The sequence below is a fragment of the Tardiphaga sp. 813_E8_N1_3 genome (assembly GCF_051811025.1).
GTDB lineage: Bacteria > Pseudomonadota > Alphaproteobacteria > Rhizobiales > Xanthobacteraceae > Tardiphaga.
In genome coordinates this window covers 2,101,971-2,115,620 of the sequence record NZ_JBPWQE010000001.1, presented here as the reverse complement: position 1 = coordinate 2,115,620, position 13,650 = coordinate 2,101,971, and the positions used below count along the sequence as shown (strand labels likewise).

The 13,650-nt window shown below is 62.1% G+C and carries 15 protein-coding genes; 7 read left to right on the top strand and 8 right to left on the bottom strand.

Features of this window, described 5'->3' with window-relative positions; all coding sequences use genetic code 11:
* Window positions 1–15: 15 nt before the first annotated feature.
* Window positions 16–1,062 (bottom strand): peptidase M29, encoded by a 1,047-nt coding sequence (locus AB8A33_RS10030; protein WP_439072157.1) that lies wholly within the window; start codon window positions 1,060–1,062, stop codon window positions 16–18.
* A gap of 140 nt (window positions 1,063–1,202) precedes the next feature.
* On the opposite strand from AB8A33_RS10030, the gene AB8A33_RS10025 reads away from it, so the two are divergent.
* Window positions 1,203–2,219 carry a flavin reductase gene (locus tag AB8A33_RS10025; protein ID WP_439092569.1) on the top strand — a complete coding sequence of 339 codons (1,017 nt, stop codon included), beginning with the start codon at window positions 1,203–1,205 and terminating at the stop codon, window positions 2,217–2,219.
* A gap of 71 nt (window positions 2,220–2,290) precedes the next feature.
* Here AB8A33_RS10025 and AB8A33_RS10020 read toward each other — a convergent pair whose 3' ends face one another.
* A complete protein-coding gene (locus AB8A33_RS10020; RefSeq protein ID WP_068732554.1) occupies window positions 2,291–3,277 on the bottom strand; it encodes an ABC transporter substrate-binding protein in 987 nt (328 codons plus the stop codon).
* 174 nt (window positions 3,278–3,451) lie between these two features.
* Between AB8A33_RS10020 and AB8A33_RS10015 the strand changes: the two genes are divergently transcribed.
* Entirely contained in the window at window positions 3,452–4,831 is a 1,380-nt protein-coding gene (locus AB8A33_RS10015; protein ID WP_439092568.1) for a malonyl-CoA decarboxylase, read from the top strand.
* A gap of 224 nt (window positions 4,832–5,055) precedes the next feature.
* Here the strand turns inward: AB8A33_RS10015 and AB8A33_RS10010 are convergent, their stop codons facing one another.
* Window positions 5,056–5,877 carry a cell envelope integrity EipB family protein gene (locus AB8A33_RS10010; RefSeq protein WP_439095899.1) on the bottom strand — a complete coding sequence of 274 codons (822 nt, stop codon included), beginning with the start codon at window positions 5,875–5,877 and terminating at the stop codon, window positions 5,056–5,058.
* Window positions 5,878–6,182: 305 nt separating this feature from the next.
* Between AB8A33_RS10010 and AB8A33_RS10005 the strand changes: the two genes are divergently transcribed.
* From AB8A33_RS10005 to AB8A33_RS09990, 4 genes are all read left to right on the top strand, one after another.
* The gene (locus AB8A33_RS10005; protein ID WP_092144382.1) at window positions 6,183–6,650 is read left to right on the top strand and encodes a RidA family protein; all 468 of its coding nucleotides are present in this window, start codon (window positions 6,183–6,185) and stop codon (window positions 6,648–6,650) included.
* A gap of 78 nt (window positions 6,651–6,728) precedes the next feature.
* A complete protein-coding gene (locus AB8A33_RS10000; protein ID WP_439092567.1) occupies window positions 6,729–7,475 on the top strand; it encodes a glycerophosphodiester phosphodiesterase in 747 nt (248 codons plus the stop codon).
* Between the two features lie 197 nt (window positions 7,476–7,672).
* The gene (locus tag AB8A33_RS09995; protein ID WP_439092566.1) at window positions 7,673–8,908 is read left to right on the top strand and encodes a GNAT family N-acetyltransferase; all 1,236 of its coding nucleotides are present in this window, start codon (window positions 7,673–7,675) and stop codon (window positions 8,906–8,908) included.
* A 71-nt stretch (window positions 8,909–8,979) separates the two neighbouring features.
* Window positions 8,980–9,408 carry an HIT family protein gene (locus tag AB8A33_RS09990; RefSeq protein WP_439092565.1) on the top strand — a complete coding sequence of 143 codons (429 nt, stop codon included), beginning with the start codon at window positions 8,980–8,982 and terminating at the stop codon, window positions 9,406–9,408.
* Window positions 9,409–9,465: 57 nt separating this feature from the next.
* Here AB8A33_RS09990 and tsaA read toward each other — a convergent pair whose 3' ends face one another.
* From tsaA to AB8A33_RS09970, 4 genes are all read right to left on the bottom strand, one after another.
* Window positions 9,466–9,957: a tRNA (N6-threonylcarbamoyladenosine(37)-N6)-methyltransferase TrmO gene (gene tsaA, locus AB8A33_RS09985; RefSeq protein ID WP_092144388.1), complete on the bottom strand. Its 492-nt coding sequence runs from the start codon at window positions 9,955–9,957 to the stop codon at window positions 9,466–9,468.
* Between the two features lie 26 nt (window positions 9,958–9,983).
* Window positions 9,984–10,970 (bottom strand): Bug family tripartite tricarboxylate transporter substrate binding protein, encoded by a 987-nt coding sequence (locus AB8A33_RS09980; RefSeq protein WP_439092564.1) that lies wholly within the window; start codon window positions 10,968–10,970, stop codon window positions 9,984–9,986.
* 91 nt (window positions 10,971–11,061) lie between these two features.
* The gene (locus AB8A33_RS09975; RefSeq protein ID WP_439092563.1) at window positions 11,062–11,406 is read right to left on the bottom strand and encodes an AzlD domain-containing protein; all 345 of its coding nucleotides are present in this window, start codon (window positions 11,404–11,406) and stop codon (window positions 11,062–11,064) included.
* Window positions 11,403–12,137, bottom strand: coding sequence for an AzlC family ABC transporter permease (locus AB8A33_RS09970; RefSeq protein WP_439092562.1), 735 nt, complete (start codon window positions 12,135–12,137; stop codon window positions 11,403–11,405). The genes AB8A33_RS09975 and AB8A33_RS09970 overlap by 4 nt, the downstream gene beginning before the upstream one ends.
* A 159-nt stretch (window positions 12,138–12,296) precedes the next feature.
* Between AB8A33_RS09970 and AB8A33_RS09965 the strand changes: the two genes are divergently transcribed.
* Window positions 12,297–12,656 (top strand): PilZ domain-containing protein, encoded by a 360-nt coding sequence (locus AB8A33_RS09965; protein WP_439092561.1) that lies wholly within the window; start codon window positions 12,297–12,299, stop codon window positions 12,654–12,656.
* A gap of 2 nt (window positions 12,657–12,658) precedes the next feature.
* Here the strand turns inward: AB8A33_RS09965 and AB8A33_RS09960 are convergent, their stop codons facing one another.
* Complete coding sequence (locus AB8A33_RS09960) at window positions 12,659–13,507, bottom strand: transglycosylase SLT domain-containing protein (protein ID WP_439095898.1); 849 nt, start codon at window positions 13,505–13,507, stop codon at window positions 12,659–12,661.
* Window positions 13,508–13,650: the final 143 nt, after the last annotated feature.

Below are 13,650 nucleotides of genomic sequence, written 5' to 3'. Positions count from 1 at the left end.
GCGACGTGTTCAGACTCAGCCGAACACGTCCTGCAACTCGCCGTCCTTGATCACATCCACGCCGTCGAGCGTGATGGTGGTCTTGAAGATCGGCAGATCGAAATGGCCGGCGGTGTAACGGCCCGCGAATTCATTGGCGCCTGTGGAGAACAGGAAGTTGCCGGCCACCGCACGGATCTCGGTGCCGTTGGTATCGCGCTGGTCATACATCTGCAGCGCCTCGTAGCGCGCATTGGGGTTCATGCCCCAACCGACGTGCGACACGGCATAGGCCTCGCGGTCGCCCCAAGCGGCGAGATAGCGCTTCATCATCTCGGCGTCGGCGCCCTCGCCCGTGAGTTCGGTGAGATAGTCGTCCTTGAACAGCATCTTCACCGGCGACGTCAGATAGCGCTTGAAGGTCAGGTTGATATCGCCGGCATCCATCACCACCGTGCCATTGATGGTCTTGCTCTTCGGGAACGAGACCACGATGCCACCCGGCCAATGCGCCAGCGTGCCCGGCTTGTCCGTCCAGCCCCAGACGCCAACGGTGGCCGCGCCTTCCATGTTGACGTCCAGATCGGTGCCCGCCTTCGACGTCACCTTCATGTGCTTCGTGCCGCGCAGCATCTTGGCCGCCGCGCGCACGCGCTTCTCGAGCGCGGAATCCGGCACCATGCGCTCGAGCGCTTCCGGATGCTCGTTGGAAATCACGAGAATGCGCGCGCCGGCCTTCAGGATCTCCGGTGTTTCCTTCGCATGCATCAGGCCTTCGATGGTGCAGTCCACCACGAAGCCGGCCTGCTGCAGTGCTGACACCACCGGCCCGAGTTGCTGGATCGCTTCGGACGCGCCGGTGGAGCGGATCGGCACGACCTGCTTGTTGCGCGGCGTCGGCACCACGACATGGAACGGCCGCGCGCCCATGCGGAGCAATGCAAGCTCGGCAATGTGCACATTCAGTGCGCGCGATTGCGTCTCGGAGAGGATGGCGGCAGTGTCACCGGGCTTGACCGCGCAGCGTTCGAAGATCTCGCAGAATGCGTCGATCCATTTCGCCTCGATGCGATCCGCCAGCATGCCGTTTCTCCGTGTTTTAAAGCGATTATGGTTGGATGATAGGCGCGGTCATGTTATATGAAAAGGAATATTTTTAATCTTGAAGGACAATCCGGCGCTGTATTTTGGGCAGTCGCGGGTGTCGCGGAGCGGCGAATTCCATGGCCTTTGACAAAACGGCGTTTGACAAGACGGCGCAGGACAAGGTCGCGGACGACAAGCTCGTGGACAAGGCGCAGGCGGTCAACCCCGCGACGTTTCGTCAGGCGCTGGGCCAGTTTCCGACCGGTGTCACCGTGGTCACCGCCACCAATGGCGACCATCCCGTCGGCATGACCGCGAACTCCTTCTCGTCGGTCTCGCTCGATCCGCCGCTGGTGTTGTGGAGCGTCGCCAAATCCTCGCCGAGCCACGATCCCTTCGTCGAGGCTGATGCCTTCGCCATTCACTTTCTCGGCGCCGATCATGGCGAACTCGCGATGCGTTTCGGCCGTCGCGGCTCCGACAAGTTTGCCGATATCGCCCATGCGCCGGGCATCAGCGGTGCACCGCTGATCGAGGGCCTCGCACCGATCTTCGAATGCAATACCTGGGCGCGCTATCCCGGTGGCGACCACACGATCCTGGTCGGTGAAGTCGTGCACTTCGTCGAGCGCAATCACGACCCCCTCGTCTTCCACTCCGGACAACTCCGCCGCATCGACAAGGCACAGCCACGTGCGCCGGCCCTGGCCAGCAACAGTTTTGCACGCAGCTACCTGTCCTATCTGCTGGCGCGCGCCAGCTTCAACGTCTCCAGCTCGTTTCATGCGCGGTTGAAGGAATGGGACCTCACCGTGCCGGAATGGCGCGTGCTGGCCTGCCTCGCCGATGTCGAAGGCCTATCGGTCGGCGAACTCGCCGCAATGGCTTTGATGAAGCAACCCGGCCTGACGAAAGTGCTCGACCGCATGGAGCGCGACGAGTTGTTGAAGCGCAAGAGCACCTCGAACGATCGGCGCCGCGTCACGCTCTACCTGACCGCTAAAGGCCGTACGCGCGTCAAGCCCGTGCAGAAGGCGGCCCTCGAACATGAGACAGAGCTGCTGAGCCGCTTCAGCGACGATGAACGCGCGACGATCAAATACACGCTGGATCTCCTGATCGACAGCGGCATGTCGGAGGCGACGAGCGAGTAGCCTTTCCGCTGGCCAAACGAAAATGGCCGGGACATGCCCGGCCATGACGTCGTCACTGATGTCGCTCGCCGTTACTTGATCGGCGCGACGACCTTGCCCTTCAGCTCGGAGACGTCGAGCTTCTTCGGCAGCATTCCGGATTCGACATAGGTGTCGAGCATCTTCTGGATCGCATCGAAATTCGGCGCAGCACCTGGATCCCTGGCGAAGTCGTTATCCTTGAGCAGATAGGTTTCCAGCACCGGGATCGGCGCCTTCATCACTTCGTTGACGACCTTCAGCGTTTCATCGCGATTGGCCAGCGCCTTCTGCATGCCCAGCGTCAGGTCGCGCACATACATTCTGGCCAGTTCTGGATTCTTCTCGATGAAATCGGCACGGCAGGCTTCGAGGATGTGCACGATGCCGTCCTGCTGTTGCGACAGCGAGAACAGCTTGCGCGTGCCGCCCTTGGCTTCCATGCGCGCGGCGAACGGCTGGTTCATCACGGCGGAATCGACGCGGCCCGAACGCAGCGCTTCTTCCGAGAGCGCGAAGCCGACTTCAACCAGCTTGACGTCCTTGGCCGGATCGAGACCGGCCTGCTTCAGCAGGATCGCCATCGGGCCATAGATGCCGGAGCCGAGCGTGTTGATCGACATCGTCTTCCCCTTGAGGTCGGCGATGGTCTTGATCGGCGAGTCGTCTTTCACGGCCCAATAGACCGAAAAGCTGCCCGGCTTCTCGAACACGTGCTGCGCGACGATCGAAGCCTTGAGGTTGCCGCTCTGCACGCCCTGCGCCAGTGCCAGCACCGATTGCGTCGCGCAATCCAGCGCGCCAGCCGCGAGTGCCTGCGTCATCGGCGCGGTGCCCTGAAACTGCACCCACTCGATATTGTATTTCTTGCCGAGATCCGCGAATTCCTGCGGACGCTTCATCATCCAGTATTTGGATTCTTCGGCCGGGATGGTCCAGCCAACCTTGATGGTTTGTTGGGCAAATGCCGAGCCACTGCTCAGCAACGCTCCGAGTGCCAGAGCCGCCACAACGCCACGCTTCGATGCGATCCGCTTCATCCTGAATTCCTCTGTTTTCAGCGATCCGGCCGCAGTCAGAAACGAATGCAATTCTCTTGCCGAAGCGCTCCCCACTCACAATTGTTTCATGCTTCAAATGATCGCGCAATATGCCTCGCTATGGGCTATATTGAAGCAGACTGGTTGGACTGCCAGCCCGGGAATTGATTCACCATGAGCAATGACTCCTTCTTCTCCGATCTCCTCGCATCCATCTCGGAACGCGGACGCACTCTGCTGCGGCTCGGTCCCGCATCTGTCGATCCCAAACAGAACGCATCGGACTTGATCGAACTCTGTGCGGAGCTGTTGTCAGGACGCGGCGAAGCGTCCGGCACGGTCCTCGCGCGCGGCGTGCTCGATCGCTACAAGAGTCTCGACGAGGCCGGTCGCCTCACCTTCTTCGAGAACCTCGCACAGAATTACGGTCCCGATCGTGACAAGCTTGAGAAGGCCATCGCGGCATGGCGCGCCAAGCCGACCGGCGACGTCTCCGGCGAATTGCATTTCGCATCCGAGCCGCAGCGGCAGGAACTGTTTCGCCGGCTGAACCGCGCGCCGAACGCGACCAGCGAACTCGTGAAGATGCGTGAAGATCTTCTCGATCTGAAGAATGGCAACAAGGATCTCAACGCCGTCGATCGCGACGTCGTTCATCTCTTGGCATCGTGGTTCAACAGGGGATTTCTGGTGCTGCGCAAGATCGACTGGTCCACGCCTGCCAACGTGCTCGAAAAAGTCATCAAGTACGAGGCAGTCCACGAGATCCACGACTGGGACGATCTGCGCCGCCGCATCGATCCCGTGGATCGCCGCTGCTATGCGTTCTTCCACCCTGCTTTGGTCGATGAACCGCTGATCTTCGTCGAGGTCGCACTCACCGAAACCATTCCGGGCGCCATCGCGCCGCTGCTCGCGGTCGATCGCCAGCCCGTGCCGATCGAGCGCGCGCGTACCGCCGTGTTCTATTCGATCTCCAACTGCCAGCGCGGTCTTGGCGGCATTTCGTTCGGCAACTTCCTGATCAAGCAGGTCGTCGAGGAACTGCGGCGCGAATTGCCGAAGCTCGACACGTTCGTGACGCTGTCGCCGGTGCCAGGTTTCATGAAGTGGCTCAAGAAGGCCGACGACCTCAACCTGACCAATGAAGACCAGGCGCTGGTCGACATGCTCGCCGATCCGCTATGGGTCAACGACGCAGCGCTGACGGCGCAGCTCAAGCCGGTGATGGAGCACCTCGCCGCACACTACTTCCTGAAAGCCAAGAGCCCGCGCGGCGGCCCGATCGATTCCGTTGCCCGCTTCCATCTCGGCAATGGCGCACGGCTGGAGCGCATCGACTGGCTCGGCGACACCTCAGCCAAGGGCCTGCGCGAGTCCGCCAGTCTGATGGTGAACTATCTGTATCGTCTCGACGATATCGAGAAGAACCACGAAGCCTATGCCGATCATTACGAGATCGCGGCATCGAGCGCAGTGAAGAAGCTGCTGAAGAGTGAAAGCGGCGGTGGACTGCGTTTGCTGGACAGCATGCGGCTGTCGCGGGCTGAGTGATGAAGTTCCAACGCTAATGACTGTCGTCCCCGCCTAGTGCGCCTTCGGCGCACGCGGGGCGGGGACCCATAGACTCCAAGCTGAAAATCGAAACGCTGTGGATGCGGCTCAGCTTCACTTTTGCTGAATGTGGTTATGGATCCCTGCCCCGCGTGCGCCGAAGGCGCACTAGGCGGGGATGACAGTTGAGGGGACGGAGCTAACAGCTCCTCCTCATCGCCCCCTCACTTACAAGGCTTGCTGTCCTTCACATTGAACTTGCTCATGGCGCCGCCGATGACGAAGTCATTGTAGTCCAGCACCAGGGACCGCGAGACGCCGTTCTCGTAGAGTTCGAACGACATCGCATAGACCGGCGTCTGCTCACCGCCGTCGGAGGATTTGGCTGACTTGTCGTAATAGCTGACGGTGACCGGCCAGCGCGTCAGCTTCTTCATGCCGTTATCGCCGGTCGAGGGATCGGGCTCGTTGACCTTGCGATCCCCGGGGATCGCCTGCCCGATCACCGTGAGCGTGCTGTAGACTTTCTCGCCCGTATCCGACCCGTCATAGACATTTAGTTCCAGCACCGACTTGCCTTCGCGTGCGGCGGCAATGATGCGGTGGATCTGCTCGGTCGGAAACACCGTGGAGCCCTCCAGCGTGAAGGTCTTCGCCACCGGCTGCTTCAGCTTGACGGTGACGTGATCGCCCTCGCGTTCCGCCATGCCGTCGACGGCGCTGGCATCGCCATCATTCATGCGGGTATCGATCTTGAACCGATAACTCTTGCCGTCGCCGGCCTCCCAGCTGGTGGAGCGCAGATCGCTCAGCGTGGTCTTGTCCTCGCCGCTGTTCAGCTCCGAAACCTGCCGGAAATCCGATGTGTAGCCTTCGCAGGCACTGCCGGTAAAATTATAGAGAATGCGGCCGCTGGCGCTGTTGACGCTGGCATTGCCGCGCGACTTCAGCAGCTTCAGCTCATACAGCGCCTGATGCGCGACGAACGGCGTGCCGGCAGCGGGCGGAGCCGCGAATGCCGACACCGGCGCCACGAAAGCCGCCATGGTCAGTGCCAGCGAAGCAGCCTGGAGGCGCGAAACGGAGGATATGCGGCGCATGGGGTTTCCCTGGATTCTGGAACTACAACAATAGAGAGCGCCCTATTGCGTCGCAACTACGGCCATGCCGGATTCGCACTGCGGAAATGCCATATTCTGCAGCGAATCTTGCCAGAACCGCACTATTGCGGGGCGGCCCGGTGTCGCCGGATCGTCACTTGCGCGGCGGGGCGGTATGGGTGAAACAGAGAGCGCCTGAACCCTTTGGGGACTTTTGTTCGGGCACATCATCAATCATTTGGGGAATCACGATGGCAGGAACGGTCGAGCAGAAACTTGCGGATCTGGGGGTCAAGCTTCACGAGCCGGTGAGCCCGGTAGCGAACTATGTCGGCTTCGTCCGCACGGGCAATCTGCTGTTCGTCTCCGGTCAGATCTGCATGGGCGCCGACGGCCAGCTGATCGCCAAGGGCAAGCTCGGCGCCGGCGTCACCCTCGAGCAGGGCGTCAATGCGGCGCGCGGCTGCGCCATCAACATCCTGGCGCAGGTCAAGGCTGCGCTCGGTGATCTCGACAAGGTAGCCCGCGTTGTCCGTCTCGGCGGCTTCGTCAATTCGACGCCGGATTTCATCGACGCGCCGAAGATCATCAATGGCGCATCGGATCTGATGGTCGCCGCCTTCGGCGACAAGGGCCGGCACTCCCGCGCCGCTGTCGGCGTTGCCTCGCTCCCCGCCGATTGCGCGGTCGAGGTCGACGCGGTGTTCGAAGTCATCTAGCTTTTCGTTTTGACGCGTTTTCTTCACGCGAACCGGTATCCACTTCGCTTGAAAACGCTCTGATGCAGGACAATCCCGATGCGCGCACCTGACTGGCTCATTGCCCGGCCGGTCGCGCATCGTGGCCTGCACGATCGCACCCGCGGCATTATCGAGAACATGCCCGGCGCCATGCGCGCCGCCATATCAGGCAATTTCAGCATCGAGACCGATGTGCAACTCACCGCCGACGGCGAGGCGATGGTGCATCATGACGATGAATTGGGACGCCTGACCGAGGGCTCCGGCCCCCTGCTCGCGAAGACTTCCACCGAACTCAAGCAGATCAATTTCAAGGACACGCCGGAGCGCATGATGTCGCTCGGCGATCTGCTTGCACTGATCGATGGCCGTGTCGGGCTCGTCATCGAGCTCAAGAGCCACTTCGATGGCGACCGCAAACTGGTCGCCCGCGTCGCCGAGATTCTGAAAACCTATCGCGGACCTGTCGCCTGGATGTCGTTCGATCCCGATCAGGTTCTCGCTATGCGCGAGATCGCGCCCGAGATCCCGCGCGGCATCACCGCCCAGCGCACCTATGACGACGGCGAGTGGCTGACACTGACGCAGGCCCAGCGCGACGGCATGCGCCATCTCCGCCATGCCTTCCGCACACGGCCGCATTTCGTCTCCTACTGGATCAAGGAACTGCCGGCCCCGGCGCCCTGGATCGCCCGCAACCTGTTCGGCTGCGCGCTCCTGACCTGGACCGTGCGCACGCCGGAACAGCGTGCCGTCACCGCCCGCTATGCCGACCAGATGACCTTCGAGGGCTTTGTGCCGTAAACTGAAAAGAACGCCGTCATGGCCGGGCTTGTCCCAGCCATCCACGCCTCTCTTGCTGACGGCGCTTAAGACCAAGACGTGGGTGCCCGGGACAAGCCCGGGCATGACGGAGTGGGACTTGAAGTGTCCGGCGCGACGCACAATCTTAGGAGCGGTCGCCGCGACGGTTGATCGCACATGACCGGTTCAAGTGATTGATGACGTCATCGGAAATTACGCTCGAAGCAGTGGCGTCCATCAGCCAGATCCCGGCCACGGACTGGGACGCCTGTGCCACCGGTCATGCCGATCTCGGCAGCATTGAGAGCCTCGATACGCTGGCCCCGGCGGCCAACGGTTGCGCCTCAAAAGCTAATTACAACCCGTTCGTGTCCCACGCCTTTTTCACGGCAGTCGAGAAATCGAATTCGGCCTGTGCGCGCACCGGCTGGGGTCCGCGGCATCTGATCGCCAAAAGTGATGGCCGCATCCTCGGTGTCGTGCCCTGTTATCTGAAATCCCACTCGCAGGGCGAATACGTGTTCGACCGCGGTTGGGCCGATGCCTATGAGCGTGCCGGCGGGCAATATTATCCGAAGCTGCAGGCCTCGGTTCCGTTCACGCCCGCCACCGGTCCGCGCCTGCTGATCCGCGACGGCGTCGATGTCGAACGCGTCGGCGCGGCGCTGGCCGGAGGCCTCGTCGGTCTCTGTGAGGCCACCGATGCGTCATCTGTCCATGTCACTTTCGCGCGCGAGAGCGAATGGCAATTTCTCGCCGCGCGCGGCTTCCTGCAGCGCACCGACCAGCAGTTTCATTTCCGCAATGACGGCTACAGCACCTTCGACGATTTCCTGGCAACGCTGAATTCGCGCCACCGCAAGGCGATCAAGCGCGAGCGCCGCGATGCGCTGGCTAACGGCATCACCATTCACCCCCTCACCGGCAGCGAGATCACCGAGGATGCGTGGGATGCATTCTTCGCATTCTATATGGAGACCGGCTCGCGCAAATGGGGACGCCCCTATCTCACGCGTGAGTTTTATGCGCTGATCGCCGAGAGCATGAGCAATGATGTCGCGCTGATCATGGCCAGGCGCGACGGCAAGTGGATCGCCGGCGCCATCAACTTCATCGGCTCGGACACGCTGTTCGGCCGCCACTGGGGCGCTATCGAGCATCATCCGTTCCTGCATTTCGAGGTCTGCTACTATCAGGCCATCGACTTCGCCATCCGCCGCGGGTTGAAGACCGTCGAGGCCGGCGCCCAGGGCGAACACAAGATCGCACGGGGCTATCTGCCGCAGACCACCTATTCGGCGCATTACATCGCCGATCGCGGACTGCGTCAGGCCGTCGGCGAATATCTTCAGCGCGAGCGCGAATATGTCGCGGAGGCCGTTCGCGAATTGACCGAAGCCGGCCCGTTCAGGAAGGGCGACGAGCAGGATTAAGCCGTCTTGACCGGCTCCTCTCTGGCAGCGACAGTCGCCAAAATTTACGCCGAAATTTTCCGGAGGATTCCATGACCGCGTATGACCCGAACAACATCTTCGCCAAAATCTTGCGCGGCGAATTCCCCTGCTACAAGGTCTACGAGAACGACCACGTGCTGGCGTTCCTCGACATCATGCCGCGCTCCCCTGGCCACACGCTGGTGATCCCCAAGGCGCCTGCGCGCAATATCTTCGACATCACGCCTGACGACTACGCCCATGTGATCCGTGCCGCCCACAAGATCGCCGCTGCGTGCAAACAGGCCTTCAAGGCCGACGGGATGACCGTCGCGCAATATTCGGAAGCCGCCGGCGGCCAGGTGGTGTTTCACCTGCACATGCACGTGATGCCGCGCCACGACAATATCGGCCTGCTGCCGCCGGCATCGCGCAAAGAAGACCCGAAGGTGCTGGAAGACAACGCGACGAAACTGATCGCGGCACTGGCGGCGCTGTAGGCTACGCACCGGCCGTGCGCTACCTCTCCCCGCTCTGCGCGGGGAGAGGTAAGTCTTCTACTCCGTCTGGAAATCGCCCGGCTGCGGCGGCGCCAGCGGCGTGAATTCGCAGCGGTCGGGCTTCACATCCAGCAACGGCGTCTCGTCGAGGCAATCGAGCCCGCGCACCAGCACGGTCGATCCTTCGATCCCCACCAGCTTCACCATCGACGTGCCCAGCGGATTGGGCCGCACCGGCGTGCGCAGTGAGAAGATGCCGCGCGCATTGCCGTCATTCTTGGGGCTCTGCAGCACCAGATCGCGGCGTGACAGATGCAGCCAGTAGATCACTTCGAGATGTTTGTAGAGATCGAGGTCCTTCAGCCCTGGCACCCACGGCTCGAAGATCTCGAGCCGGCACACCGGGCCATCATGGCGGCCCTGCCGCGGCGTTTCCAGCCGCGACGTCCAAGGCGTGCGGATGCGCCCGATATAGACGAGGCCCGCATGGTTCGGCTTCGGTGCATCGACGGCGAGTTCACCGGCGCGGATTTCACTCTCACGAACCATTGGTCACCGTTCTTGCATCCTGTCGATCAATCCAGCGAGATACCCTGCGCCTTGATCACCTTCGACCACCGCGCCCGGTCTTCGTCAACGAATTCGTTGATCTCCTTGACCGTCTTCGGTCGCAGCACCGGGAAGCCGATCTTCTCCAGCGAGGCGCGGAACGTATTGTCGTTCAAGGCGCGGTCCATGCTGGCCATCACCGTCTTCACGACATCGTCCGGCAGTTTCGACGATCCCGCCAGACCGAACCAGACGCCGACCTGATAGTCGGGATAACCGCTCTCGATGACGGTCGGCACATCGGGCAGATCGGGACTGCGCTCTTTCGAACTGACGCCAAGCGGCCGCAGCAACCCGGCCTTCACCGGCGGCAGCGCCGTGGAGAGCGTATCGAACATCACCTGAATATTGCCGGAGAGCAGATCGGTCAGCGCCGGTCCCGCACCCTTGTACGGCACATGGGTCATCTCGACGCCGGCGATCTGCTTGAACATCTCGCCCGCCAGATGAATGGTGCCGCCGGTGCCGGCCGAGCCGAAGTTCAGCTTGCCCGGATTGGCCTTTGCGTAAGCCACGAATTCCTTCACCGTCTTGGCCGGTACGGATGGATGCACTTCCATCACTACAGGCAGGTCGGTGACCACTGTCAGCATCCGCAGATCCTTCTGCGGATCGTAGGACAGCTTTTTGTAGAGCAGCGGGTTGAGCACCATGATGGATGCAGCCGTGACAAACAGCGTGTACCCATCGGGTTCTGCACGCGCGACCGCTTCGGCGGCAATGGCGCCTTGTGCGCCCGGCTTGTTCTCGACGATCGTCGTTTGCTTGAGATCGCGCCCGAGATAATCCGCCACCAGACGCGCAAGCACATCGGTCGGACCGCCCGCCGCATAGGGCACCACGAGTTTGATCACGCGCGTCGGATATTCCGCCGCGCGGGCAAGCGGCGCAGTGACGGCCATCGCCGCGATAACGAGGCCGGATACCAAGGCGGAATGCACGCGAAATCTCATATCGTCTCCCAACGCATTGTTTTTAAGTTGGGCGAAGACTATCGCGTTCACGCAGTCATACAAGGCCGATACAGCCTGACGCTGTCGTCTATCAACCGAGGATGTATTTGCCGGTGACCATCACCAGCTCGCCGCATGCGACGCCGAGAAAGATGGAGCGCCGGAAAGCGACAAAGACGACGAGACCGACAGCGACCGCACCATAGCGCAACGGCGGCGGAACGCTCGCGAGTGCGCCGGGCGGCACGACCAAGATTTGCGCGATGACGCCGGCGAGGATCGCGGTGGCCACCGCCCTCACCCAGATCAGGATCTCGGACTCTTCATCGACACCGCCGCCAAGCCACAGGCCAAGCATGCGCCAGACTTCATTGGGCAGGAAACCCGCCAGCAGCAGCACAAGGAGCGCATGCCAGTCGCCGATGAATTCGGTCATCGCCGCCTCCAGCGATGCACACCATAGGCGATGGTCCCGGCCGAGACGCCTGATATCAGGATATCGACGCCGGTGTTGAAGAGCGACACGACAGGAAACAGCGCAAGACCGAGCACGAGCGCCACGACATCGGCGAGCTGCTTGCAGTTGCGCGCCGTCGACAGCAGAAACGCCAGCGGCGTCAGCAACAGGATCGCCGCGCCGAACAGCGGCGGCAGATTGGCCGCGAGATGATAGCCGATAAACGTCGCGGTCAGCGACGACAGCACAAGTCCGAGGCCGAGACCATTGACGAAGGCGATGCGTCGCTCACGCGGGACCAGCGGCATCAACCGGAAGCATTCCACCCATAGCGTCACTGCGATGAAATGCGATGGCAGGATCAGCTGCCGCTTCTTCGTATCCGGCATGCGCAGCATCGGCAGCACCGACACCACCATGGGAAACAGACGGATCGCGCTTACGGTGACTGCGAGCGCTGCCTGAATGACCGTGGCGCCAGAGCCGAGCGCGACGAGAAGAATAATCTGTGCGGGACCGGCCCAGACGAACAATGTGCTGGCCAGCGCCCAGAACAGGCTGAAATGCGTGTCATGGGCCAGCGCGCCGATGCCGATATAGGTCGCGAACAGTACCAGCGTCAGGATGGTCGTGGTGATCGACCGCATGCCGTAAAGGAAGGCCGCCGCACTGCCCTGCCATCTCGGTGAATCCAGTGCAGGAAGCGACACGTTGCCCTTTGCCTTCGGGGTCTTGAGGGGTCTTACCGTCCGATGAGAGTCCTGACGGTCGCGGTCGCCGTTTACCTTAACAAGGTCTTTATGCAAGGGCCTCTATCTGCCCGCCACTACCTAAGATAGCATTTCATCAATCAACTGGAGATAGCAGCCATGCTGGATCGACGAAAGAATTTTCGTGGCCGGGTTTATTACGGCGGGCGCATCGTTTTCAGCAATCGCCGCGCAACGATGAACTGTATCTTGCGCAATTTCTCCGATGCCGGTGCGCAGGTCGACGTCGAGAATCTTCCCAGGCTATTCGAGGAGTGCGACGTGACCATCGATCGCAAGGGCATCGCCTTCCGCGCCCGTATGATATGGCAGCGCGGCCGCCGCGCGGGCTTTGCCTTTCGCGATCCACGACAGGTGCCGGTGCCCATGACACTCGACTGGGCACTGCGCCTGCGCGCCGCCGAGCGCGCCAACAAGGCGCTGCTGCAACGCGTCGAACAACTCAGCAGTGAATTCTGACGTCACGCTCTGCCGTTGCGCAGCACCAGACAGCCTTGCCCGGCCCGGCGGATCTTGCCGCAGAGATCGTTGGCCTCGTCGCGCGTGTCGGTCCCGATCCTCACCTGGTAGAAAGTGCGCGTGCCGCGGCTTCTGAACAGCGAACTCAGCAGGTTGGGATCGCGTTCGCCGACCACGGTGCGCAAGCGCAACATCACGCGCGCGTAAGACATCAAAGCACGATCACGATTGAAGCCTGCCGCCAGTTGCACGCCCCACGGCCTGCTTTCGCCGAGCGTCACGCGCGCTTCCAGTTGCGTGACGAAGGGATTGGGCGCGCGTTGCAGCAGTGCCATCAATTCACGGCAGCTCGACGTCGCGGCACGCGGCGGCATCTTGCCGTTGCGCCCGGCGGCCTGCCAGTCCTCGACCGTCGCGCCGGTGATCGCGGAGACATAGTTGCGGGTCTCGCCGGGCATGTATCCCTTGCCGTCGAGCCAGTCCTGCACGCGGCGCGGTCCTGCATTATAGGCCGCAGCCGCAAGGCCGAGATTGCCGAACTGGTTGCGCAGCTCGCTGAGAAACTCCGCCGATTTCGGCAGCGCCTGCACCGGATCGAACGGATCGAGCAGACGGCGCTCATTGGCCGTGCCCGGCATGAATTGCGCGATGCCCTGTGCGCGCTGGCCATTGCGCGTCACGGGACCGACGGCATCGGGCTGAAACCGGCTTTCCTGCCAGATCACGCGGGCGAAGAATTCCAGCGGCAGATCATTGGCCCGCGCTGCAGACTCGATCATCAGACACATCGACTCGCGGGCGCCGCTGTCCCGCGCCAGATTGGGCTTCTCCGGGGCCGTCATTGGCAACATTCGGTCCGCGCCAGGCTTCGCCAATTCGCTGACCGGGAGCTCCTCGGCGCGCACGCCCGCGACCGGCGCAAGCAACAGCGCCGCGAGGCAACTTATCCGGCCAATGATGCTTCCGAACGCCATGCCTGATCCCGCGCGGATTC

Excerpts from the sequence above, each read along its gene's own strand:
- AB8A33_RS10030 (WP_439072157.1), bottom strand. The coding sequence starts at position 1,062 with ATGCTGGCGGATCGCATCGAGGCGAAATGGATCGACGCATTCTGCGAG.
- AB8A33_RS10025 (WP_439092569.1), top strand. The coding sequence starts at position 1,203 with ATGGCCTTTGACAAAACGGCGTTTGACAAGACGGCGCAGGACAAGGTC.
- AB8A33_RS10020 (WP_068732554.1), bottom strand. The coding sequence starts at position 3,277 with ATGAAGCGGATCGCATCGAAGCGTGGCGTTGTGGCGGCTCTGGCACTC.
- AB8A33_RS10015 (WP_439092568.1), top strand. The coding sequence starts at position 3,452 with ATGAGCAATGACTCCTTCTTCTCCGATCTCCTCGCATCCATCTCGGAA.
- AB8A33_RS10010 (WP_439095899.1), bottom strand. The coding sequence starts at position 5,877 with ATGGCGGCTTTCGTGGCGCCGGTGTCGGCATTCGCGGCTCCGCCCGCT.
- AB8A33_RS10005 (WP_092144382.1), top strand. The coding sequence starts at position 6,183 with ATGGCAGGAACGGTCGAGCAGAAACTTGCGGATCTGGGGGTCAAGCTT.
- AB8A33_RS10000 (WP_439092567.1), top strand. The coding sequence starts at position 6,729 with ATGCGCGCACCTGACTGGCTCATTGCCCGGCCGGTCGCGCATCGTGGC.
- AB8A33_RS09995 (WP_439092566.1), top strand. The coding sequence starts at position 7,673 with ATGACGTCATCGGAAATTACGCTCGAAGCAGTGGCGTCCATCAGCCAG.
- AB8A33_RS09990 (WP_439092565.1), top strand. The coding sequence starts at position 8,980 with ATGACCGCGTATGACCCGAACAACATCTTCGCCAAAATCTTGCGCGGC.
- tsaA (WP_092144388.1), bottom strand. The coding sequence starts at position 9,957 with ATGGTTCGTGAGAGTGAAATCCGCGCCGGTGAACTCGCCGTCGATGCA.
- AB8A33_RS09980 (WP_439092564.1), bottom strand. The coding sequence starts at position 10,970 with ATGAGATTTCGCGTGCATTCCGCCTTGGTATCCGGCCTCGTTATCGCG.
- AB8A33_RS09975 (WP_439092563.1), bottom strand. The coding sequence starts at position 11,406 with ATGACCGAATTCATCGGCGACTGGCATGCGCTCCTTGTGCTGCTGCTG.
- AB8A33_RS09965 (WP_439092561.1), top strand. The coding sequence starts at position 12,297 with ATGCTGGATCGACGAAAGAATTTTCGTGGCCGGGTTTATTACGGCGGG.
- AB8A33_RS09960 (WP_439095898.1), bottom strand. The coding sequence starts at position 13,507 with ATGTTGCCAATGACGGCCCCGGAGAAGCCCAATCTGGCGCGGGACAGC.